At 65.4% G+C, this 21736-nt stretch carries 20 protein-coding genes and 1 tRNA gene; 13 read left to right on the forward strand and 8 right to left on the reverse strand.

All coding sequences use genetic code 11. The annotated features are described in order from the left end of the window. Positions 1-85 precede the first annotated feature (85 nt). Complete coding sequence (locus CEY08_RS07710; RefSeq protein ID WP_013391155.1) at positions 86-919, forward strand: enoyl-CoA hydratase/isomerase family protein; 834 nt, start codon at positions 86-88, stop codon at positions 917-919. Positions 920-929: 10 nt separating this feature from the next. On the opposite strand, the gene CEY08_RS07715 is transcribed toward CEY08_RS07710, so the two are convergent. Together CEY08_RS07715 and CEY08_RS07720 are read right to left on the reverse strand one after the other, a co-directional pair. Then, positions 930-1670 (reverse strand): enoyl-CoA hydratase-related protein, encoded by a 741-nt coding sequence (locus tag CEY08_RS07715; protein WP_076817153.1) that lies wholly within the window; start codon positions 1668-1670, stop codon positions 930-932. Further along, positions 1667-2638, reverse strand: a complete 972-nt coding sequence (locus CEY08_RS07720; protein ID WP_042797430.1) for an NAD(P)H-dependent flavin oxidoreductase — start codon at positions 2636-2638, stop codon at positions 1667-1669. Before CEY08_RS07720 ends, CEY08_RS07715 begins: the two co-directional genes overlap by 4 nt. Positions 2639-2818: 180 nt before the next feature. Here CEY08_RS07720 and CEY08_RS07725 point away from each other — a divergent pair, with 180 nt between their 5' ends. The 4 genes from CEY08_RS07725 (at position 2819) to CEY08_RS07740 (ending at position 7606) form a co-directional block, all read left to right on the forward strand. Then, positions 2819-3442, forward strand: a complete 624-nt coding sequence (locus CEY08_RS07725) for a TetR/AcrR family transcriptional regulator (RefSeq protein ID WP_076817156.1) — start codon at positions 2819-2821, stop codon at positions 3440-3442. A gap of 44 nt (positions 3443-3486) precedes the next feature. Continuing rightward, positions 3487-4635: an acyl-CoA dehydrogenase family protein gene (locus tag CEY08_RS07730; RefSeq protein WP_076817158.1), complete on the forward strand. Its 1149-nt coding sequence runs from the start codon at positions 3487-3489 to the stop codon at positions 4633-4635. Positions 4636-4819: 184 nt separating this feature from the next. Further along, entirely contained in the window at positions 4820-6049 is a 1230-nt protein-coding gene (locus CEY08_RS07735) for a CaiB/BaiF CoA transferase family protein (RefSeq protein WP_042795547.1), read from the forward strand. Positions 6050-6079: 30 nt separating this feature from the next. Beyond that, entirely contained in the window at positions 6080-7606 is a 1527-nt protein-coding gene (locus CEY08_RS07740; protein ID WP_076817160.1) for a 3-hydroxyacyl-CoA dehydrogenase, read from the forward strand. Between the two features lie 101 nt (positions 7607-7707). On the opposite strand, the gene CEY08_RS07745 is transcribed toward CEY08_RS07740, so the two are convergent. Then, a complete protein-coding gene (locus CEY08_RS07745; protein ID WP_042795545.1) occupies positions 7708-8628 on the reverse strand; it encodes a c-type cytochrome in 921 nt (306 codons plus the stop codon). Between the two features lie 232 nt (positions 8629-8860). On the opposite strand from CEY08_RS07745, the gene CEY08_RS07750 reads away from it, so the two are divergent. The 3 genes from CEY08_RS07750 (at position 8861) to CEY08_RS07760 (ending at position 11640) form a co-directional block, all read left to right on the forward strand. Beyond that, positions 8861-8935 (forward strand) — tRNA-Arg (locus tag CEY08_RS07750). A gap of 237 nt (positions 8936-9172) precedes the next feature. Further along, complete coding sequence (locus CEY08_RS07755) at positions 9173-11002, forward strand: ATP-binding response regulator (protein ID WP_076817163.1); 1830 nt, start codon at positions 9173-9175, stop codon at positions 11000-11002. Continuing rightward, positions 10999-11640 carry a response regulator transcription factor gene (locus CEY08_RS07760; RefSeq protein ID WP_084738646.1) on the forward strand — a complete coding sequence of 214 codons (642 nt, stop codon included), beginning with the start codon at positions 10999-11001 and terminating at the stop codon, positions 11638-11640. Before CEY08_RS07755 ends, CEY08_RS07760 begins: the two co-directional genes overlap by 4 nt. A gap of 15 nt (positions 11641-11655) precedes the next feature. On the opposite strand, the gene CEY08_RS07765 is transcribed toward CEY08_RS07760, so the two are convergent. Further along, a complete protein-coding gene (locus CEY08_RS07765) occupies positions 11656-12414 on the reverse strand; it encodes an alpha/beta hydrolase family protein (RefSeq protein WP_076817164.1) in 759 nt (252 codons plus the stop codon). Then, positions 12401-13534, reverse strand: a complete 1134-nt coding sequence (locus tag CEY08_RS07770) for a DUF3182 family protein (RefSeq protein ID WP_076817166.1) — start codon at positions 13532-13534, stop codon at positions 12401-12403. The genes CEY08_RS07765 and CEY08_RS07770 overlap by 14 nt, the downstream gene beginning before the upstream one ends. Before the next feature lie 141 nt (positions 13535-13675). Between CEY08_RS07770 and ku the strand changes: the two genes are divergently transcribed. The 5 genes from ku (at position 13676) to CEY08_RS07795 (ending at position 19053) form a co-directional block, all read left to right on the forward strand. After that, positions 13676-14581, forward strand: a complete 906-nt coding sequence (ku, locus tag CEY08_RS07775; protein ID WP_042795540.1) for a non-homologous end joining protein Ku — start codon at positions 13676-13678, stop codon at positions 14579-14581. 2 nt (positions 14582-14583) lie between these two features. Next, the gene (ligD, locus tag CEY08_RS07780; protein WP_076817169.1) at positions 14584-17106 is read left to right on the forward strand and encodes a DNA ligase D; all 2523 of its coding nucleotides are present in this window, start codon (positions 14584-14586) and stop codon (positions 17104-17106) included. A gap of 187 nt (positions 17107-17293) precedes the next feature. Beyond that, positions 17294-17773, forward strand: coding sequence for a carboxymuconolactone decarboxylase family protein (locus CEY08_RS07785; protein ID WP_042795539.1), 480 nt, complete (start codon positions 17294-17296; stop codon positions 17771-17773). Positions 17774-17782: 9 nt separating this feature from the next. After that, positions 17783-18538, forward strand: a complete 756-nt coding sequence (locus tag CEY08_RS07790) for an SDR family oxidoreductase (protein ID WP_076817171.1) — start codon at positions 17783-17785, stop codon at positions 18536-18538. 20 nt (positions 18539-18558) lie between these two features. Beyond that, a complete protein-coding gene (locus CEY08_RS07795; protein WP_042795537.1) occupies positions 18559-19053 on the forward strand; it encodes an Ohr family peroxiredoxin in 495 nt (164 codons plus the stop codon). Positions 19054-19056: 3 nt separating this feature from the next. Here the strand turns inward: CEY08_RS07795 and CEY08_RS07800 are convergent, their stop codons facing one another. The 3 genes from CEY08_RS07800 to CEY08_RS07810 form a co-directional block, all read right to left on the reverse strand. Continuing rightward, a complete protein-coding gene (locus CEY08_RS07800) occupies positions 19057-20061 on the reverse strand; it encodes a LysR family transcriptional regulator (protein WP_076817173.1) in 1005 nt (334 codons plus the stop codon). A gap of 141 nt (positions 20062-20202) precedes the next feature. Further along, positions 20203-20637 (reverse strand): cupin domain-containing protein, encoded by a 435-nt coding sequence (locus tag CEY08_RS07805; protein ID WP_076817176.1) that lies wholly within the window; start codon positions 20635-20637, stop codon positions 20203-20205. Between the two features lie 120 nt (positions 20638-20757). Then, on the reverse strand, positions 20758-21636 hold the full coding sequence (locus CEY08_RS07810) for an RNA polymerase sigma-70 factor (RefSeq protein WP_076817178.1): 879 nt from the start codon (positions 21634-21636) through the stop codon (positions 20758-20760). Positions 21637-21736 lie beyond the last annotated feature (100 nt).

The raw sequence follows: 21736 nt of genomic DNA on the forward strand, positions 1-21736 counted from the left end.
GGCGCGATGACGTCTATCTACTATAGTGCGCCCAAACCGGCCGGCATCCGGCCAGGCCTAAAGACGAGACGACGTGGAGACAAACATGAGCGACATCACGCTGGAACACTATTCCGCCTATGAGTCCCTGAAATTGCGCCGCCATCCTGGCGGGGTGCTGGAGGTGATCATGGGCGCCAAGGGTGGCAAACCGGGCAAGCTGTCCACCGCCGATGACCGCATGCACCGTGAGCTGGCCGACATCTGGCGCGACATCGATACCGACCCGGACACCCGGGTCGTCGTGATCCGTGGCGAGGGCAAGGGCTTTTCGGGCGGAGGCGACCTGGACCTGGTGCAGCAGATGGCCGACGACTTCGACGTGCGCACCCGCGTCTGGCGCGAAGCCCGCGACCTGGTCTACAACATCATTAACTGCAACAAGCCCATTGTGTCCGCCATGCACGGCGCGGCCGTGGGGGCGGGGCTGGTAGCCGGCCTGTTGGCCGACATCTCCATCGCGGCGCGCGATGCGCGCATCATCGACGGCCACACCCGGCTGGGCGTGACGGCGGGCGACCACGCAGCTATCGTCTGGCCGCTGCTTTGCGGCATGGCGCGCGCCAAGTACTACTTGATGCTGTGCGAAACCGTCACCGGCGAGGAAGCCGAGCGCATCGGCCTGGTGTCCCTGTGCGTGGACGAGGCCGAGTTGATCGGCCGCGCTTTCGAGGTCGCCAACAAGCTGGCCGCGGGTTCCCAGACCGCCATCCGCTGGACCAAGTATTCGCTGAACAACTGGCTGCGCATGGCCGGCCCCAGTTTCGATACCTCGCTGGCGCTGGAGTTCATGGGGTTTGGCGGCCCGGACGTGCGCGAAGGGATTCAGTCCCTGCGCGAACGCCGGGCGCCGAACTTCCGGCCCGACTCGCCGTTTTGAGGTTCCCGGCCTATTTCTTGAAGAACTTCGCGAATGCCGCCTGCGCCTCTTCTGATTGCAGGCGGATGCTGAACTGCTGGGCCTCGTAATCCAGCGTGTCCTGGATGGACTGGCGGTCCGGACGGCGCAGCATGGCCTTCGTCAGGCGCAGGGCGGCGGGCGGTTGGCGCGCCAGGTCGGCGGCGGCGGCTTGCGCCGCGGCCAGTGCCTGACCTTTGGGCACCGCTGCGGTGGCCAGTCCTGCGTCGCAGGCTTCCTGCGCCGTGAATGCCTTGCCCTGCAGCAGCCATTCAGCGGCGCGGCGGGCGCCGGCCAAACGCGGCATCAGCAGGCTGGAAGCACCTTCGGGGCACAGGCCCAGCGCCACGAATGGCATGCGCAAGGTGGCGCCATCTCCGATGTAGACAAAATCACAGTGCTGCAAAAGGGTCACGCCGATGCCGATGGCATAGCCTTCGACCGCGGCAATGACGGGCACGTCGGCCATGGTCAGCGCGCGCAGGAAGGTCAGGCCGGCGCTGTCGCCCGCTCCGCGCTCTGCCTGGAAGTCGCGCAGATCGTTGCCGGCGGTGAAGTGTTCGCCTGCGCCGGTAAGGATCACCGCGGCCACCGCGGTGTCGGCGGAGGCGAGCGCAATCTGTTCGGTCAGCGCGGCATAGGTGGCCGTGTCCAGGGCGTTGCGGCGATCGGGGCGGTTGATGGTCAGCGTCAGCACCGCGCCGTCGCGGCTGACCTGCAGCCCGGCGCTCATGCGCCGAACCCGTTGGCCAGGCGCGTCTTGGCGTCCGCGTACTCGCGGCGCAGCGTGTCCACGATCTGGCGGGTGGGCAGCACACTGGCAATGCCGCCCACGCCCTGGCCCGCGCCCCAGATGTCCTTCCAGGGCTTGACGCGGGTAGAGCCGAAATTGGACGCGCCGCTGTCGGGCTGCGGCAGATTGGCCGGATCCAGCCCGGCGGCGGCGATGCTGGCCTTCAGGTAGTTGCCCGGAATGCCCGTGAAGAACGGCGTGTAGAGGATGTCCGAGGCGCTGGCCTCGACGATGGCGGATTTGTAGCCTTCGCTGGCGTTGGCTTCTTCGCTGGCGATGAAGCGCGTGCCCATGTAGGCGAAGTCCGCGCCCATGGCTTGCGCGGCCAGCACGTGCGCGCCCGAGGTGATCGCGCCAGACAGGATCAAGGGACCGTCGTAGAAGCGGCGTACTTCGGATACGAGTGCGAAGGGGCTGAGCGTGCCTGCGTGGCCGCCGGCCCCGGCGCACACCAGGATCAGGCCGTCCACGCCGGCTTCCAGCGCCTTTTCAGCGTGGCGGATCGTGGTCACGTCGTGGAATACCTTGCCGCCCCAGTCATGTATGCCTTTGACCAGGTCGCCCGGCGCGCGCAGGCTGGTGATGATGAGCGGCACGCGGTGGCTGGCGCATACGGCCAGGTCCTGTTCCAGGCGGTCGTTGGACTGGTGGATGATCTGGTTGACCGCGAACGGCGCCACGGTCGCTCCGGGGTTGGCCTCGCGGTGCGCGGCCAGGCCGGCCTGGACTTCGTCCAGCCAGTCGGTCAGTAGGCTCTGCGGGCGCGCGTTCAGCGCGGGAAACGAACCCACGATGCCGCTGGTGCATTGCGCCACCACCAGCTTGGGGTTGGACACGATGAACATGGGGGCGCAGATGACCGGCAGGGACATCTGGCCGTACAAATCAGTCACAAGAGAGTGGGGCATGGCGTCGTCGCGGAAAAAGGTCACAAGAGGACTTGAGCATCGTTGGCGGGTGTGCCTATAATTACCTACCGACCGTCCGGTAATTAATTAATCCATATTAAACGGCATGCGCCAAAGCGCTGTCAATGGAGGCGCGTGAGCGCCTCCGGCAGCGTCGGCGCAGCCCCTTCAAAGGCTGCCATGGCGACCTCCGCTCCTCCCGCCCAGAAACGCGCCCGGGCCGGCCGTCCGCCCACTGTGGCGGCCCCGCGGGAACGCATCCTGGAAGAAGCCGCCAAGCTGTTCGCCCAGAGCGGCTACGACGGCAGTTCGGTGTCCGATCTGGCCGCGGCGCTGGGCGTGTCCAAGGCGGCCATCTATCACTACTACACCACCAAACAGGACATCTACGACGCCATCATCCTGGCCGTCCTGAGTGGCCTCACGCAGGCCGTGGCCCAGGAGGTCGCGCGGGCGGAAGGCGCCACGGCCCAGCTGCGCGCGTTCATGGTGGGCCATGCCCGCTACTTCGAGCAGCACCACGCCGAATTCGTCACCATGCTCATCGGCTACTCCGGCATGGCCCTGACCGAGCGCGAAGATGCCGCGCGCCTGCGCGACGGCTACGAAAAGCGTCTGCGTGAATTGATCGCGCAGGGTGTCGCCACCGGCGAGTTCCGCGCGCTGGACGTGGCCGCGGCGGGCCGCGCCGTGCTGTCGATGCTGAACTGGATGGTGCGCTGGTACAAGCCCGGCCAGCGCGACAGCGCCGAAACCATTGCCGCCGGATATTTCGATCTACTGGTCGGAGGCATGCGCGCGTAAGGCGCTGCCCCGCTTGCCCTGCCTTTCTTTGTGAGACTCCCGTCATGGCCCTCGATACCGAAACCCTGAACCTGTTGCTGGAAGCCGTGCGCCGCTTCGTGCACGAACGCCTGATCCCCGCGGAAGACGCGCTGGCCGAAAGTGGCCAGGTGCCGCCCGACATCGTCAACGAGATGCGCGATCTGGGCCTGTTCGGCCTGTCCATCTCGCCCGACCACGGCGGCCTGGGCCTGACAATGGAAGAGGAAGTGCGCGTGGTCTTCGAACTGGGACAGACCTCGCCTGCGTTCCGCTCGCTGGCCGGCACCAATATCGGCATCGGGTCGCAAGCCATCGTGCTGGCCGGCACCGAAGCGCAGCGCTCCCACTACCTGCCGAAGCTGGCCAGCGGCGAACTGATAGGTTCGTTCGCGCTGACCGAGCCCGATGCCGGATCCGACGCCATGGCGCTGCGCCTGTCCGCCGTGCGCGACGGCGACAGCTACGTGCTCAATGGCACCAAGCGCTACATCACCAACGCGCCCATCGCCGGGTTGTTCTCGGTCATGGCGCGCACCGCGCCGGAGCGCCGCGCCAATTCCATATCCTGCTTCCTGGTCGAGGCCGGCACGCCAGGCCTGGCCATCGGCAAGCCGGACAAGAAGATGGGCCAGGCCGGCGCCCTGACCAGCGATGTGGTGTTCGACAACTGCCGCGTGCCGGCCAGCGCGCTCCTGGGCGGGGAAGAGGGCAACGGGTTCCGCACGTCGATGCGAGTGCTGGACAAAGGTCGCCTGCATATTTCTGCCCTGTGCGTGGGCATTGCCGACCGACTGCTGCGCGACGCCGTGAAGTACGCCATTGAGCGTAAGCAATTCGGCCAGCCCATTGCGGAGTTCCAGCTGATCCAGGCCATGATCGCCGACAGCCAGGCCGAACTCTACGCCGCGCGCTGCATGGTGCTGGACGCCGCCCGCATGCGCGACCGTGGCGAGAACACCACGATGCAGGCCGCCTGCTGCAAGCTGTACGCCACCGAGATGGTGGGCCGCGTGGCCGACCGCGCGGTCCAGATCCACGGCGGCGCGGGCTACATGTCCGAGTATGCGGTCGAACGCTTCTACCGCGACGTGCGCCTGTTCCGTATCTTTGAGGGCACCTCGCAGATCCAGCAGCTGGTGATCGCCCGCGAGACCATCAAGGCGCATTCGTGAGCGCGGATCCGGCGCAAGAGGCTAATATCCTGCATGACTGACGGTGATCCGGCAGCGGCTTCGCGCCGCGCCGGAGTATGACGCGCCAGCGGCCCGGCGCCGCCGGCATGGCGGAATTCCAGTCTGGCCTGCGTGCAGCCGCAGGCCGGACGTTTTCATTTCTCTTCTGACGAAAAGATTACTAATGTCGCAACGTCCCGCTCCCCTTACCGGCATACGCGTGCTGGATCTCACCCGCGTCCTGGCGGGCCCCTGGTGCACCCAGAACCTCGCCGATCTAGGCGCCGAGGTGATCAAGATCGAACGGCCCGGCGCGGGCGACGACACGCGGGCCTGGGGGCCTCCGTACCTCAAGGACGAGGCGGGCAACGACACCACCGAAGCCGCCTACTACCTGTCCGCCAACCGTAACAAGCTGTCGGTGGCGCTGGACATTGCCTCGCCGCGCGGCGCCGAGCTGGTGCGCGAACTGGCATTGCAAAGCGACATCCTGGTCGAAAACTTCAAAGTGGGTGGACTTTCCAAGTACGGGCTGGACTACGAGAGCCTGAAGGAACTCAACCCGCGCCTGATCTACTGCTCCATCACTGGTTTCGGCCAGACCGGTCCCTACGCCAGCCGTCCCGGCTACGACTTCATGATCCAGGGCATGGGCGGCCTGATGAGCATCACCGGCGAACGCGACGACCTGCCTGGCGGCGGTCCCCAGAAAGCCGGCGTGGCGGTGACCGACCTGATGACGGGCATGTATTCCACGGTGGGCATCCTGGCCGCGCTGCACGAGCGCTCGCGCAGCGGCCTGGGCCAGCACATCGACATGGCGCTGCTGGACTGCCAGGTCAGCATGTTGGCCAACCAGAACCTGAACTACATGACCTCGGGCGTGGCGCCCAAGCGTGCCGGCAACGCGCACCAGAATCTGGTGCCGTACCAGGTGTTCGCGGCCAGCGACGGCCACCTGATCGTGGCGGTTGGCAACGACAGCCAGTTCCGCAACTACTGCGGCGTGATCGGCCTACCGGAGCTGTCGGCCGACCCGCGTTTCTCCACCAACCCGCAACGCGTGAAGAACCGCGCGGAACTGGTGCCGCTTCTGGCCGAACGCATGGCCACCGGCGCGCGCGACCACTGGCTCGCCGCGCTGGAAGGCGTGGGCGTTCCAGCCGGCCCCATCAATACGCTGGACCAGGTCTACGAAGACCCGCAGGTGCTGGCGCGCGGCATGAAGCGTGAACTGCCGCATCCGACCGCGGGCAAGGTGCCCGTTGCTTCCAGCCCGCTGAAGTTCTCGGGCAGCCCGGTCGAGTACCGCCGTCCGCCGCCCTTGCTGGGCGAGCACACCGAGCAGGTGCTGTCCGAGAAGCTGGGCCTGTCGGCCGAAGAAATCCTGGCGCTGGCGCAAAGCCGGCCCTGAGCCCCATTCAATAAAAGCAGGAGAGTGTTGATGAAGGAGATTCAAACCATCGGCGTCGTTGGCGCCGGGGCCATGGGGCGCGGCATCGCGCAGATCGCGGCGCAAGCCGGACTGCGCGTGCGCCTGTACGACACCAGCGCCGATGCCGTGGCGGCAGCGCGCGAGTCACTGCAGCAAACCTGGGAAAAACTGGCCCAGAAGGGCAAGATGAGCGCTGCCGACGCGCAAGCCGCGCTGGAACGCGTGGAGTCCGCCACCGCGCTGACCGACATGTCGAACTGCCAGCTGGTGGTGGAAGCCATCGTGGAACGCCTGGACGTCAAGCGCGACCTGTTCGCCGCGCTGGAAGGCGTGGTGGCCGAAGACTGCATCCTGGCGTCGAACACCTCGTCGCTGTCGATCACCGCCATCGCCGCCGCCTGCAAGCGGCCGCAGCGCGTGGCCGGCTACCACTTCTTCAACCCGGTCGCGCTGATGAAGGTGGTTGAAGTCATCGACGGCCTGCGCAGCGCGCCTGAAGTCGGCGATGCCTTGGCTGAACTGGCTCGTCGCATGGGCCACACGCCCGTGCGCGCCAAGGACATGCCGGGCTTCATCGTCAACCATGCCGGTCGCGGCATGAATACCGAAGGCCTGCGCGTGGCGCAGGAAGCCGTGGCGACCTTCGCGCAGGTCGACGCCGTCATGCGCGAGCAGGCCGGCTTCCGCATGGGCCCCTTCGAACTGCTGGACCTGACGGCGCTGGACGTGTCCCACCCGGTGATGGAATCCATCTACCGCCAGTTCTTCGATGAGCCGCGCTTCCGTCCGTCTCCCATCACGACCGTGCGCCTGGCGGGCGGCTTGATCGGCCGCAAGGCCGGTGAAGGCTTCTACGTCTATGCCGACGGCCAGAAGCAGGTCCCCGCAGAGCCGCCCGCGCCGGCGTTGCCCGAGAACCTGAAGGTCTGGGTCAGTCCCAAGCATGCCGAAGGCTATGCCCGCGCCGCAGCGCTGGTTGAAAAGCTGGGCGCCACGCTGGTGACCGGATCCGCGCCCGACGCCGATGCACTCATTCTCGTCACCCCCTTTGGCGAGGACGTCTCCACCACCGTGTCCGCGCAAGGCTTGAACGCGGCCCGCACGGTCGGCCTGGACACGCTCTACGCCTTCGATACCGCCAAGCGCCGCACCATCATGGTGTCGCCCGCCACCGAAGCGAAGTGGCGCGATGCCGCCCACGCGCTGCTGGCTGCCGACGGCGTGCCCGTCACGGTGATCGAGGACTCGCCGGGCTTCATCGCCCAGCGCATCGTGGCCACCATCGTCAATATCGCCAGCGACATCGCGCAGCAGCAGATCGCCACGCCCAAGGACATCGACCTGGCGGTGACGCTGGGCCTGGGATATCCGGTGGGGCCGCTCGCCCTGGGCGATAAGCTCGGCGCCGACCGCATCCTGGAAATCCTCAAGAGCATGCAACGCGTGACCGGCGATCCCCGCTACCGCCCGAGCCTGTGGCTGCAGCGCCGCGTTCAGCTTGGCATGTCGCTGACCAAGGCGGCAGGGGAACAGTGATGTGATGACAGGTTGCGCGGCCCTTCGCGCAACCTGTGCACGGCCTTGAAACAAAAAGCCCCTTGAGCAACTCAAGGGGCTTTTTTCGTGGGCGGCGGATCTTACTTTGCCGCATCCACCATGTACTGCACCGCTGCACGGATATCGTCTTCCGAGGCATTGGCCGCGCCGCCCTTCGGGGGCATTGGCGGCTTGCCTTGCATGGCGACCTTCACCATGGCGTCCATGCCGGTCTTGATGTAGGGCTCCCAGGCGGCCTTGTCGCCGAACTTGGGGGCGTTGGCCACGCCGGTGGCATGGCAGGCAAAGCAGACGCTCTTGTACAGCTTTTCACCGGCCGGGTTGACCGTGGCGGCCTGCGGCGCGGCGGCTTGGGCGGCCGGGGCGGGAGCAGGCGCGGGCGCGGCGGCAGCCGGCGCTGCAGCTGCTGGAGCAGCGGGGGCCGTAGCGGCTGCTGCCGGTGCTGCGGCGGCGGGAGCGGCTGCCGCTTCCTTTTTGTCGCCTTCCGCAGCCGGGGCGGCGGGTTCGGGCAGCGAGCCGCCCGACTTGTTGGCCATGTAGACCACGGCGCGCGCGACTTCGTAGTCGGACAGCGTGGGGTTGCCGCCCTTGGCGGGCATGCCGCCCTTGCCGTGCAGGGCCACGTTCAACATGGCGTCGTAGCCGGCGGTGATGAAGGGCGCCCACGCAGCGTTATCGCCGACCTTGGGCGCGCCGGCGACGCCAGCGGTGTGACAGGCCGTACAGACGGCGGCGAAGACCTGTTCGCCGGTCTTGAAGACCTTGGGGGCATTTGCGTCAACCAGCTCGAAACCCGCGACTGGGGCAATGCGCTTGGCGACGGCTTCGTTGGACAGCGAATCCGAACCGGCTCCCACCTTGGTGCCCGAAGCCACCATGTTCACCAATAGGATGATGATGGCGATCGGGATCACGAAAGACAGGACGATCGTGACGATCAGTTGCTTCGGGGTCTTGATGGGGGAGGAGTGCTCTTCTATGTGTTCCTGCTCGTTGCTCATGACCAAATCCTGCTAACGGGTACCGGGGGCGCCTGGCGGCGGCAACAGAAAATCAGTACTGCACAAGTCGGCGGCATGGACGGCCCGCCTTGCAAGCAAACGCTGGATTATATAACGGTGTCATAGACACCCGTCCAATGCAACTGACCGGGTTTTCGATGAGTTTGCCGGAAGATTTGATCCTGTTCATGCAACTCCGCGAAAACTGGGTACAATACCGCCTCCTTGCGCTGCGCCCGTAGTTCAATGGATAGAATGAGAGTTTCCGAAGCTCTTGATACAGGTTCGATTCCTGTCGGGCGCGCCATCAATGCAAGGCGTTGCGCGCGGCGTATGCCCGTTGCGTGACCCAGGCCGAGCCTGTTCAGGCTGCCAAATCCGGCCATCTCCCCTCTGTTGCCCGTGCGCTGAACCACAAATTGCGTACTTTTTTTCCTGTTGATCCGCCGCGCACCGAGCGGGGGCATGGGACTAAAATCCGCTCACGCTTTCGACCCGCGCCTCCCCGCTTGGGAGGTTCCCTCGGCCCTAGCATCTCACCCTCTTGCTGCCCGCCACCGGCTCGACATCCCCTTCCACGCCGCCAGGTTCGGCGTATGCCGCCCGCATCCGCCAGGTGCAGGTCGATGCCTTGCGCCGAAGCTTTCCGTTCGCGCTGTCGGGGTCGCTGATCAGCGCCAGCTTTTCCGCATTCGCGTTGTTCGGCGTGCTGCCGGGACTGGAAATCCTGCTGTGGCTGGGTGCGACGCTGGTAGTGGGCGCCCTGCGGTGGGCGTCGGTGGTGGCCTATGACCGCCACCGCGCCGATCCCTCTGCGGCCCAGCGCTGGGTGCGCCGGATGCTGATCGGCAACCTGGTCTCCGGCATTCTGTGGGGGCTGCCCTTTGCCTACTGGACGTTTTTTGTGCCGCTGGAGTACCAGCTGTTCTTCATCGTCATCCTGTTCGGGCTGGGCACGGGCGCCATCTATTCGAACTACATGCTGCTGCCCGTCATGTATGCGTTCGAGGTGCCGGCTTTTGCGCCCATGTTCATCGCGCTGGCGGCGCAGCCGTCCGCCATCCATCTTGCGCTCGTGACGGGCGGCCTCGCGTACCTGGTTGCGACCCTGGCCTTTATCCACCGCATGAACCGCACCCATCTGGACGCGCTGCGCCTGGGTTATGAAAATCTGGCGCTGCTGGAGCAGGTGCGCCAGGAAAAGACCGCCGCCGAACGCAGTGACCTGGAGAAGTCGCGCTTTCTTGCCGCGGCCAGCCATGACCTGCGTCAGCCGGTGCATGCGGTCAATCTGTTTCTGGGGCTGCTGGCGAACGAGCCTCTGTCCCGGCACGGGCGCTACCTGGTCGACAACATCACCAGCGCGTTGTCCGCGATGGGGCATCTGTTCGACGCTTTGCTGAATCTGTCGCGACTGGACGCGGGCGTCATCGAACCCCGCTTCGAGACGTTCAAGGTGCAGCCGCTGCTGGACCAACTGAAGGCGGAGTACGCGCCGCAAGCCAGCGAAAAGGGAATAAGGCTGCGTGTGCGTCCCTGCGCGGCCAGCGTGCGGTCGGATCCGGTGCTGCTGGAGCGCCTGTTGCGCAACCTGATCAGCAACGCCATCGTGCACACCGAGGGCGGTCGCGTGCTGGTCGGTTGCCGGCGGGTCGGGAATCGCTTGCGCATGGAAGTCTGGGACAACGGCCCGGGCATTCCGAAGTCCGAGCAGGAACGGGTCTTCTGGGAATTCCATCAACTGGCCAATCCCGAGCGAGACCGCAGCAAGGGGTTGGGGCTGGGGCTGGCCATCGTGCGCCGTACCGCCCGGCTGCTTAACCATGAACTGATGCTGCGCTCGGAAGAGGGCCGCCACACCGTGTTCTCGGTGGCGGTGCCGGCTTCGGAATCGGCCGGGGCGGCGCTGTCGGCCACGCTTGCGGGCGCCAGACCCGCGCCCGCGCCCGCGTCCGAAGACAACTTGCGCGGAAAGCTGGTGCTGCTGGTGGACGACGACGCGCAGAATCTGGCGGGCCTGTCCATGCTATTCGAGAGCTGGGGCTGCCGCGTCGTCGCGGCCACCAGCGGCAATGCGCTGTTCGAGCGTGTGCTGCCGCTGGCCGAGCGTCCCGAGCTGATCGTGACGGATTACCGGCTGCGCGAGCACGAGACCGGTATCCACGTGATCGAACGGCTGCGAGAGGAATACAACGATCGGGACCTGCCGGCTTTGCTGGTCAGCGGCGACACCGATCCGGCGCGGCTGACCGAGGCCGCCGCCCGTGGCGTGCCGTTGTTGCACAAGCCGGTGCAGGTGCAGGCGCTGCGCGAGCACGTGACCAGCTTGCTGCATGCCAACGAAGCGGCGTCCCTGGCGGGAGACGTCGAATGATGGCGGTCCTGTTGGTCGACGACCACGCCATGTTCCGCGAAGCGCTGGTCATGGCGTTGGGCCACGCCGTGCCCGGCCTGGCGATCCATTCTGCGGCCAGCGGCCAGGAAGCGCTGGAAGTGCTGGAGCAGCACGCGTCGATCCAGCACGTCATCATGGACTTCTATCTGCCCGATATGGCTGGCGCCGACCTGCTCAAGCGCTTGCGCCAGCGTCGGGCGCGATTGCGCATCCTGGTGTTGTCGGCTTCCCAGGACCCCGAGGACATGCGCCAGGCGTTGGAGGCCGGCGCACAAGGTTTCCTGAACAAGTCCGCCAGTTGCCAGGAGCTGGCCGCTGCGCTGAATGCCGTCAACGAGGCATCGGCGCCTTCGTCTTGCGGTATGTCAGCGTCAGCGACATCCGCTGGCGGGCAGGACGATGCCGCGCTATTACGCGCCCTGACGCCGCGCCAGCACGAGGTGCTGCGCCTGATGTGCGAGGGACTGCGCAACAAGGAAATTTCAGAGCGGCTGAGCATGACCGAGAAGACCGTAAAGACGCATGTATCGGCCGTTCTCGGCACCTTGGGCGTGCTCAATCGCACGCAGGCGACGCTAGTGGCGCGACGCGCCGGGGTAGTCGGGAAGATGGACTAGGCTTGCGGGTTCGCTTTAAAACTCGCGCTGACGCTCGCCCACCCGCGCGCCCGTCACCATCTCCGTTACCCAGTTGACCAGGATCGAGGTGTACGCGCGTTGCGCCGGCTTTTCCGTGAGGGCGTGATCGGCGCCGTCGATGATCCGGTGGGTCAAGGAGTGCGAGCGGCGGAAGGCGGAGCGGTAGCTCATGATGGTGGAATGCGGGATGTAGATGTCGTTCTCGGCTTCCACCAGCAGCACATCGCCGGAGAAATCGGTGCACGCCTTCAATGCGCGGTTTTCTTCCGGCGGCACATAAGCGCTGCGGTAGGCGCGCAGCGTGTCGCGGTTCAGTTGGTTCTTGGGCACCAGCCACTCATCGTCGCGATACAGCGCGGGGACATGCAGCGCCAGCCAGCGCACGCGTCGCATCGTGGAAAGCAGGGCGGCCAGGTAGCCGCCATAGCTGCTGCCGACGACGGCAATCGAACCGGAATCCAGCGAAGGGTGCAGGGACAGCCTGTCGTAGGCCGCCACGACATCGCGGAGATTGTCTTCGCGGGTCACCTGGAGTTGCTGGGCCCGTGTGCCTGCATGGCCGCGCAGGTCGAAGGTCAGGCAGACGCAGCCCAGCGCCGCTATGCCCTTGGCGCGGGAGAGGTCGAATTCCTGGCTGCCTCCCCAGCCGTGGATGAACAGCACGCCGGGCACCTTGTCTTCCGGGGTGAGGAAGGTGGCCTCCAGGGAAACGTCGTCCACCTCGAGGGCGGTCGGAGTGCTATGCGCCGCCATTTTCCGCCTCCACGATGCCTCCCGATTTGCTGATCTGGCCGACGGCGCTGTCGATTCCATGGAACACCAACCGCTGCGCTATGGGCACGGGTTCTCCTGCGCCGTAGCGTTCACGGGTCTCGGCACGCACCTCCATCAAGGCCGGCGACAGGACGAATGCCTGCATGGCGGCAAGCTCGGCGATACTTGCGCCGCCGGCGCGCCAGGATTGTTCCAGCACGCCGGCGCGGGCGTTGCCATTGGCGGTGCGCCCGATCGCCACGTCGTAGTTGCGCCGTGAGGCGATCAGTTGCGGGTATGCCGCAGAAACCGCCGCGTCGTAACGACATGCGAGATCAATGGCGCGATACTCGTCATCGCCGAGATCCAGCGCGCGCAAGGCGTCAAAGCCCCCGCGTGCCACGCGCAGCGTGGAACCTCCATATACCTGGTTCCCCTGGTTGTCGTCGGTGAGCGACTGGGTGCCGACATAGGCGATTTCCAGCTTGCCCACCTTCGACCAGCCCACGCTGTAGGTCTCGATTTCTTCCAGGTCTTCCTCAAGCACCAGGCCCAGCCGCTCCATCAGCCGCGCGGATTGCGCGGCGACGGCCGCCCGCAGCGCCTCCAGGTCCTTGGCCACCACCTGTCCGCGCCCGGCGGTGGCATCCGCGGGCTTTACGCGCACCGCGCCACGCGAGAGCAGGCGCTGGCCTGCCGCCAGCGCGTCCTCGGGGCAAAAAGCCGTATAGCCTTCCAGGACGACATCCCGCAGCGCGTCCGGCAGCGCCGACGCCCAGCCTGCGGGGCAGCGCGCGCGGGGCGCCACCAAGCCGTGGCTGATGGATTTGGTGGCAACGAAGGCGTGGGGCACTACGCCGCCATAGAGATCCGCGCTGCTATTGATGCCCAGCACGGCGGCTCGGGCCGCGCCGACAATGCTGCGATCGGGCACATAATAGGGCGTTGGCCCACCGCGATGGCGGCTGGGGCGGTAGCCGGGCACGTAGCTGCGGCCTAGCAGCGCTGCCAAGCGGGACGCCAGGGCGTCCTGGGAGGCCACGTCGTGTTCGGATGCCTGCGCGCGCCTGGGGAAGGCGGCCACGATGCCTTCCGCGCGGGGATTGGGTAAGGAAGTCATGGCAGGCTGTCCAGCAAGCGGCGTGCCCGGCAGGAGCTCGATCCGGGCACGGTAATTGCTGCGTTGTCTGTCCCGCCGCAGCGCCGTGGCGCACCTGCTTTGCAGGCAAGCCGCGGCGCGCATCACCAGGGAGGAATGCTCATGGCCATGCGAACCATCTGGAAAGGCGCGATTACCTTCGGCCTGGTTCACATCCCCGTCGGCTTGCACACCGCCACGACCGAATCGGGGGTGGATTTCGACTGGCTGGACCGCAGGTCGATGGATCCCGTCGGCTACAAGCGCATCAACAAGCGCACGGGCAAGGAAATCGAATCCAAGGACATCGTCAAAGGCGTCGAGTACGAGGACGGGCAATACGTCATCATTTCTCCCGAGGAAATATCGGAGGCCTATCCGCGTACGACGCAAACCATCGAAATACAGCAGTTCGTCGAGGCCGCGGAGGTCTCGTTCGTCTATCTGGAACGCCCCTACTATGTTGCGCCGATCAACAAGGGGCAAAAGGTTTACGCGCTGCTGCGCGACACGCTGGTGAAAAGCGGAAAGATCGGCATTGCCAAGGTCGTGATCCAGACGAAGCAGCATCTGGCGGCCCTGATTCCGGTAGGAGACGCGCTTGTCCTGAACCTGATGCGCTGGGGGGACGAGGTCAAGTCCGTGGAAGGCCTGGACCTGCCCAAGGCCGGCGCGAAGAGCATGTCGCCCACCGCGTCGGAATTGAAGATGGCGAAGATGCTGGTCGAAGAGATGTCGGCCGCTTGGGATCCGGCTCAATACCAGGACGAATTCAAGGCGGCCATCATGGAACTGGTGGAACAGAAGGTGAAGGCAGGCAAGACGGAAACGGTGATCGAGCCTCAAGAAGAAGCGCCGGCGTATGCGGATAACGTGATCGATCTGACCGATCTGCTGCAACGCAGCCTGCGAGGCGGCGCCACCAAGGGGCGCGCGTCGAAAAAGGCCGCCCCGCGCAGCACGTCATCCCGGAAGGCGCCCGCCAAGAAGGCCGCCAAGACCGCCAGGCAGGCGAAGAAGGCGGCCTAGCGATGGTGGACAGCCTTAAAAAATACCGCGAGAAGCGCAATTTCTCGGTCACGCCGGAACCCGCCGGAGGCGGGGAATCCGGCGACGCCGGCCTGGTTTTTGTCATTCAGAAGCATTGGGCAAGCCGCCTTCACTATGATTTCCGGCTGGAGCTGGATGGGGCGATGAAAAGCTGGGCGGTGCCGAAAGGGCCGTCGTTCGATCCCTCGATCAAACGCATGGCAGTGCAGGTCGAAGACCACCCCATCGCCTACAACCAGTTCGAAGGCACCATCCCCAAGGGCCAATATGGGGCCGGCAAGGTAATCATCTGGGACGAGGGCCGCTGGACGCCTATAGGCGACCCCAGGAAGGGATACAAGGCAGGTCATCTGAAGTTCACGCTGGATGGCGTGAAGCTGCGCGGGCGCTGGGCGCTGATCCGCATGAAGGGCAAAGAGAGTGACCGGCAGCCGCCCTGGCTGTTGATCAAGGAGAGCGACGAGTACGCGCGGCCGGACCAGGATTTCAGTGTGGTGGACGAGCTGCCGGATAGTGTCGTGCCTTTGCGTGCCAAAAACACGGGAACGCGGGCGCCTGGCAAGCCTAAGACCCGCAGTTCCCAGAAGGTGGAATCCGTTGCCGCCTTGCCGGGCAAGGCAGCTGCCCTGCCTGCGGCGCTCAAGCCCCAGCTGGCGACCCTGGTTGAAGGTGCGCCGCGCGGTGGCGAAGACTGGTCATATGAAATGAAGTTCGACGGCTACCGGATCCTGGCAAGGATCGAGGACGGAAAGGCCGCGTTGTTCACCCGGAACGGCCACGATTGGACGGCCAAGATGCCCCGCCTGGCCCAGGAGCTGGCGGCGTTGGAGATCGCCACCGCCTGGATCGACGGCGAGATCGTGGTGCTGACGCATGAAGGCGTGCCCAGTTTCCAGGCCTTGCAGAACGCGTTCGATGCCGCAGGCACCGCGGATATCGTCTACTACGCCTTTGACCTGCCCTACGTTGCGGGGCGCGATATCCGGGCCGAGCCGCTCAAGGTACGGCGTGAACTTCTGCGGCAGGTCGTCGCAAGAAGCAAGGGCAAGCACGTGAAGTTCAGCGAGGCCTTCGACAAGCCGGTGGGAGACCTCGTCGCCTCGGCATGCAGGTTGGGCCTGGAAGGCATCATCGGCAAGCGCCTGTCCGCACCCTATGTGTCCCGACGCACGGACGACTGGATCAAGCTCAAATGCACCCAGCGGCAGGAGTTCGTCATCGTCGGCTATACCGATCCCAAGGGTAGCCGCAAGGGCTTTGGCGCTTTGCTGCTGGCGGTGCATGAGCCTGGCGGGGGGCTGCGCTACGCGGGCAACGTCGGCACCGGGTTCGATGACAAGGCGCTGCTCGAGCTCCATCGCAAGCTGGCCGGCATCGAACAGGCGGCCAGCGCGCTGACCAAAGGAAAGCCGCGGGCCCTGCGGCAGGTTCATTGGGTACGCCCCACGCTGGTGGGCGAGGTCTCTTTCGGAGAGTGGACCAGCGACGGCCACGTGCGCCACGCGACCTTCCGGGGCCTGAGAACCGACAAACCACCAAAGAAGATCACTCGCGAGGTGCCCATGCCAGCCGACAAGCTTTCCGGGCGCAAAGATCCGGAGAAAAACAGGAAAGAGGGCGCGACAAAAGCGCCGAAGGGAATGAAGCTCTCGAATCCCGATCGCGTGATCGATCCTTCCTCCGGAGCCACCAAGCTCGATCTGGCTCGCTACTACGGACTGGTGGCCCCGCTGATGATGGAGCATCTGCGCAACCGTCCCGTATCCTTTGTCAGGGCGCCCGCGGGCATCCAGGGCGAGCACTTCTTCCAGCGTCATTCGGAGTCCCCCATTCCCGGGGTGATTGCGTTGCCGGAGCGCCTTTATCCGGGGCATCCCTCCTTGATGGAGAGTTCGAACGAAGCGGCAATACTCGCCGCCGCCCAGCTGAACGTCGTGGAGTTCCACACGTGGAACGCGCTCAAGAGCTCGATCGGCAAGCCGGACAGGATGCTGTTTGATCTGGACCCCGGAGAGGGGGTGGACTGGCCGGCCGTCCAGCAGGGCGCGGAGCTGGTGCGCGTGTTGCTGCAGGAACTCGGCCTGCGCGGTTGGTTGAAGACCAGCGGCGGCAAGGGCCTGCATGTAGTCGTGCCCATCCGCAAGCAGTACGGTTGGGACGCCGTCAAGGACTTCTCGGAAGCCATGGTGCGCCATCTGGCGCAAACGCTGCCGAAGCTGTTCGTCGCCAAAAGCGGTCCCAAGAACCGCGTGGGCAAGATATTCGCCGATTATCTGCGCAACGGCTTCGGCGCTACGACGGTGGCAGCCTGGTCTGCCCGCGCCCGGCCGGGCCTGGGGGTATCGGTTCCTGTCCGTTGGACCGAGCTGGACGGACTCAAAGGGTCGGCGCAATGGACCATTGCCAATATCCACACCCGCCTCGATGTGGGAAATGATCCGTGGGATGACTACGCGCCCCAGGCGATCGGAAAGGCCATGAAGCAGCTGGGCGTCAAAGCCTGATGACGAGCCTGGCGGCGCGCAACGGCATGCCGTCAGCCGCGGATTGGTGCCATTGAGGCAACATCATGATCCCTTGCCCGGGGCTTCTGCCGCTTTGCGCGCAGCCCTACGATTTGGTCGTAGTTCAGGCATGCACCGAACCCGGTTCAACACAGCCTGCACATGTCAACCAATCGAAGGAGTCACCATGAGTCAACGTCTGAATGCGTACGCGCAATCGCCCGAGCTGTTCAAGAAGTTCGTCGAATTCGGCATGCTGTTGAAGTCGGGGTCGATCGAGCAATCAATCCTGTCCCTGATCGAGATCCGGGCTTCCCAGATCAACGGCTGCGGCTTCTGCCTGGACATGCACGTGAAAGAGGCCAAGATCCGCGGCGAGCGCGAGCTGCGCCTGCACCATGTGGCCATCTGGCGCGAATCCACGGAATTTTCGCCGCGTGAGCGCGCCTGCCTGGCCTGGACCGAAGCGTTGACCACGCTGGGCGCGCACGGGGTGCCCGATGACGTCTACGAGCGCGTGCGCACGCAGTTGTCCGAGAAGGAGATTTCCGACCTCAGCTTCGCGGTCATGGCGATCAATGGCTGGAACCGCTTGAACGTGGGTTTCCGCACCGTGCCGGGATCGGCCGACAAGGCGTACGGCCTGGACAAAGCCAAGTTCAACTAAGGAACCGTCATGAAAATCCTGGTTATAGGCGGCACGGGGCTGATCGGCTCCAAACTCGTGAAACTGCTCAATGAGCGTGGCCATGAAGCGATTGCCGCATCGCCCGCCACTGGCGTCAATACGCTCACCGGCGAAGGCCTGGCCACCGCGCTGGCCGGCGTCGATACGGTGGTCGACGTCGCAAATTCTCCTTCGTTCGAAGACGGGGCCGTGCTGGAATTCTTCCAGACTTCGGGGCGCAACCTGCTGGCCGCAGAGGCCCGCGCCGGCGTGCGCCACCACGTCGCGCTGTCGGTGGTCGGCACGCACCGCCTGGCTGAAAGCGGCTACTTCCGCGGCAAGATCGCGCAGGAAGAGTTGATCGTGGCGGCTGGAATTCCCTACACCATCGTGCACAGCACTCAGTTCTTCGAGTTCCTCGGCGGCATAGTGCAGTCGGGCACGGAGGGCGCGGAGGTGCGGCTGTCGCCGGCCTACGTCCAGCCGATCGCGTCCGATGACGTCGCGCAGGCAATGGCCGACGCCACGCTGGCGCCACCCGTGAACGGTATTGTGGAAATCGCCGGTCCGGAGCGGGTGCGTCTGGCCCAGCTGGCGCAACGCTACATGGAAAGAACCGGCGACACACGCACCGTGCGGGCGGACGCCGGCGCGCGCTATTTCGGCGCGCTGCTCGATGACGAAACGCTGGTGCCGGGACCCGGTCCGCGCCTGGGCAAGATTGACTTCGAAACCTGGTTCAGCCGTTCGGGCGCAAGCAAGTAGCGGCAGGCACAGAGACCCACATGAGCAAACTGCGGCCACCTCCCCAGAGCCTCCTGGAAAAGTACCGGGGCGAGGATTTCCATCCTCTGTACACGACCAGCGTGACGGTGCGTGGCGGGGAGGCGGCGCACGGACGAGCGTCTGGCATGGCGATCTCTGACGACGGCGAACTGATCGTGGAACTGCGCCTGCCGGTGGAACTGGGCGGCACGGGCGGGGGCACGAACCCGGAGCAACTGTTCGCCGCCGGTTATGCGGCGTGCTTCCACGGCGCGCTCGCCATGCTCGCGGAGCGCGCCGGCGTGGCTATCCCGGATGCCTCGGTAACGGCCACGATCTCGTTCGGGCGCGACCCCGTCGACGGTTTGTTCGCGCTGACAGCGGATATCAATATCCATCTGCCAGGCGTGCCCACCCCCATTGCCGAGGAGCTGGTCCGCAATACGGAACGCCTGTGTCCGTACTCCAAGATGACCCAGGGCGGGATCGCCAGCGTAGTGGCGCTGACCCAATAGCGCTCAGGCCTGCTTCAGCAGCAGGCTGTCGATGATCTGAAGATCCTGTGCGCGGATGCGTTCCGTCATGAAGTCGATGAACACCCTCATGCGCGCCGGCAGATGCTGGCGGCTGAGAAAGCACAGATAGTGTCCCCGGTCGTCGGGCGCGTACTGGGGCAGGCACGGCACCAGGGTGCCGGCGCGCAGATGTTCGCAGACCTGGTAACCGGCCATCTGCGCCAGGCCATGGCCGTCCAGCACGGCCTGCAGGACGAGATCGGCATCGTTGAAGGTGAGCATGGCGGGTGGCGCAACCTTGCGCAGCTGGCCGCCAACCTTGAATTCCCATTCGTACACGCGCCCGGATGCCAGCAGGAAATTCACGCAGCCGTGGCCCGAGAGCGCGTCCACGCTATCCGGCAGTCCGTGCCTGGCGACATAGGCGGGCGAGGCGCAGAGCATCATCTGCATCGGAATGACTTTCTTGGCGATCACCTGGCTGTCTTCCATGCGGCCATTGCGGAACGACACATCGACACGGTCCGTGGTGAAGTCGGTCGGGCCGTCGTCCAGCAGCAGTTCCACGGAAATGTTCGGATTGGCCTGCCGGAATTCCCGCAGCAGGGGCGCGACGACCTTGCGGCCGAAGCCCACGGTAGAGCAGACGCGCAACTGGCCGGTCGGCGGGCCTTCGCGCAGGTCGCGCATATCGTCCAGCGCCTGGATGATCCGCTCCACGCCGGGATGGCATTGCTCATAGAAGCGCTTGCCTTCCGCGGTGAGTGAGGTGCTGCGTGTGGTGCGCACGAAAAGCCGGGTTCCCAGCTGGTCTTCGAGCTTCTGCACGCTGCGGCTCACTGCGGAGCGGCCTATGCCCAGACGGTCGCCTGCCTTGGCGAAGTTGCCTTCGGCGGCGACCGCCATGAAGGCCATGACGCCTGCGTAGCTGGTGGCGAAACTGTCGGCCAGGGAGTCCGGCCCGTTTGCGGGAGCGATAACCGAGGGTGCTGGAATGGGTGTGGGCATGGTAGGCAGTGCCGCGAGTTGGTTGATCCTACCTCCTAAGACGTTGGATCGCTCGATTTTGTGACGCTGCCCTCAAAAAAAAAAATGGCCAGCGCGGGCATAGGGCGCCCGAGGCTGGCCAATACAGGGTAGGGCTGTCCCTTATTTGACGGGGATCAGGGCGGGCGCGCCCTTGTTCTTGATCAGCACGACCACGAACTTGGCGGGCTTGGTCTGGCTGGCGTTGCGGCCCACGGTATGGATGTCGTCGGGGCCTTCATAGAAGGTCTGGCCCGGGGTCAGGGTCACTTCCTTGCCGCCCTTGACCTGCATGACGATGCTGCCTTCAAGTACGTAGACAAAGGCCGAGGCATCGTGGCGATGCAAGGGGTCGGCCGCTCCAGGCGGATAGTCGACGACGAGCATCAGTGCGTCCTTGCCGGGAACATCCGGCAAGTCCCTGTTCATCAGCTCCGTAACGATCGGGTCGGCCGGCTTGCCGGCGGGCGATCCGTGATGCGACGCAGCATGGGCAGGCTGGTCCAACAGCGCGCCGGCGGCGATCAATGACAAAGCAAGTTTGGTGAGTGTCGACATGGCCTGTCCTGGCAAGAGTGGTGACAGGTCCATCGTAGAAGTGGCGGTGGCGGGGCGGTAGACCCGCGCAAGGGACCACCATGTTGCCCGCCATGCACCAAAGCCGGCGCAGGGACGGCGTCAACGTTGCGCCAGGGCGGCCGCAACGCGTGCCAGCTTGTCCGGATTGCGTTGCACCAGGACCCGGGTCAGGCGCTCGCCGTCCGTTTCATAGGACTGCACGGATTCAAGATCGCCGTTGATGAAACGCAGCAGCGTCCATTGTCCATTCACCTCGACCACCTCGGTGCTCAGCGCATCGCGGTAGCGCCTCTTGCCGGCGTAGAACAGCTGCGCCAGACGTTTGCCGCCCACCAGGCTGGCAAAGCTCGTGACCTTGTCGCCGCCATCGCCGATGAGTTCGGCGTCGTCGCTCAGCAATGCGTGCAGGCCGTGGAAATCACTGCGCTGCATCGCGTCTGCGAAGGCCAGTAGCAGCCGGTGCAGCGTCGCGCGCGGCACCGCCTCGCGCGGGGTGCCTTGGCGCAATTGCTGCCTGGCTCGCCGCACCAGTTGCCGGACGGCTGCCTGAGTCTTGTCCAGGGTGTGCGCGATGTCCTCGTAGTCAGCGTCGAATACCTCGCGCATCAGGAAGGCTGCGCGGGCATCCGGCGACAGGCGCTCCAGCATGAACAGAAACGCCACGGAAACGTCATCGGCAAGTTCGTGGATCTGTTCGGGGGTGGAGGGCGTCGCCATCAACATTGGTTCTGGCAGCCAGACCCCCACGTAGTTCTCCCGTTCGGCCTTGGCGGCGCGAAGACGGTCGATGGACAGGCGGGTCGTCACGGTGACGAGCCAGGCCTCGGGGTTCTCAATCTCGGCGGTGTCGGCGCCATGCCAGCGCAGCCACGCGTCCTGCACGATGTCTTCCGCTTCGGCCACCGAGCCCAACATGCGGTAGGCGATCGCGTAGAGGCGAGGGCGGTGGCGGTCGAAAAGGGTCACGGAGCCGGTCATGGAATGGGCCAACGCCTAGGGGAAAGGGGGGCGGGGAAGGCAGGCTATTTTGCCGCAGCGCTCCGGGCAGGACAAGCGTGTATAGCGCCGGCCGCCAGAG

The sequence above is a fragment of the Achromobacter insolitus genome, assembly GCF_002209555.1.
In the GTDB taxonomy this organism is placed as follows: domain Bacteria; phylum Pseudomonadota; class Gammaproteobacteria; order Burkholderiales; family Burkholderiaceae_B; genus Achromobacter; species Achromobacter insolitus.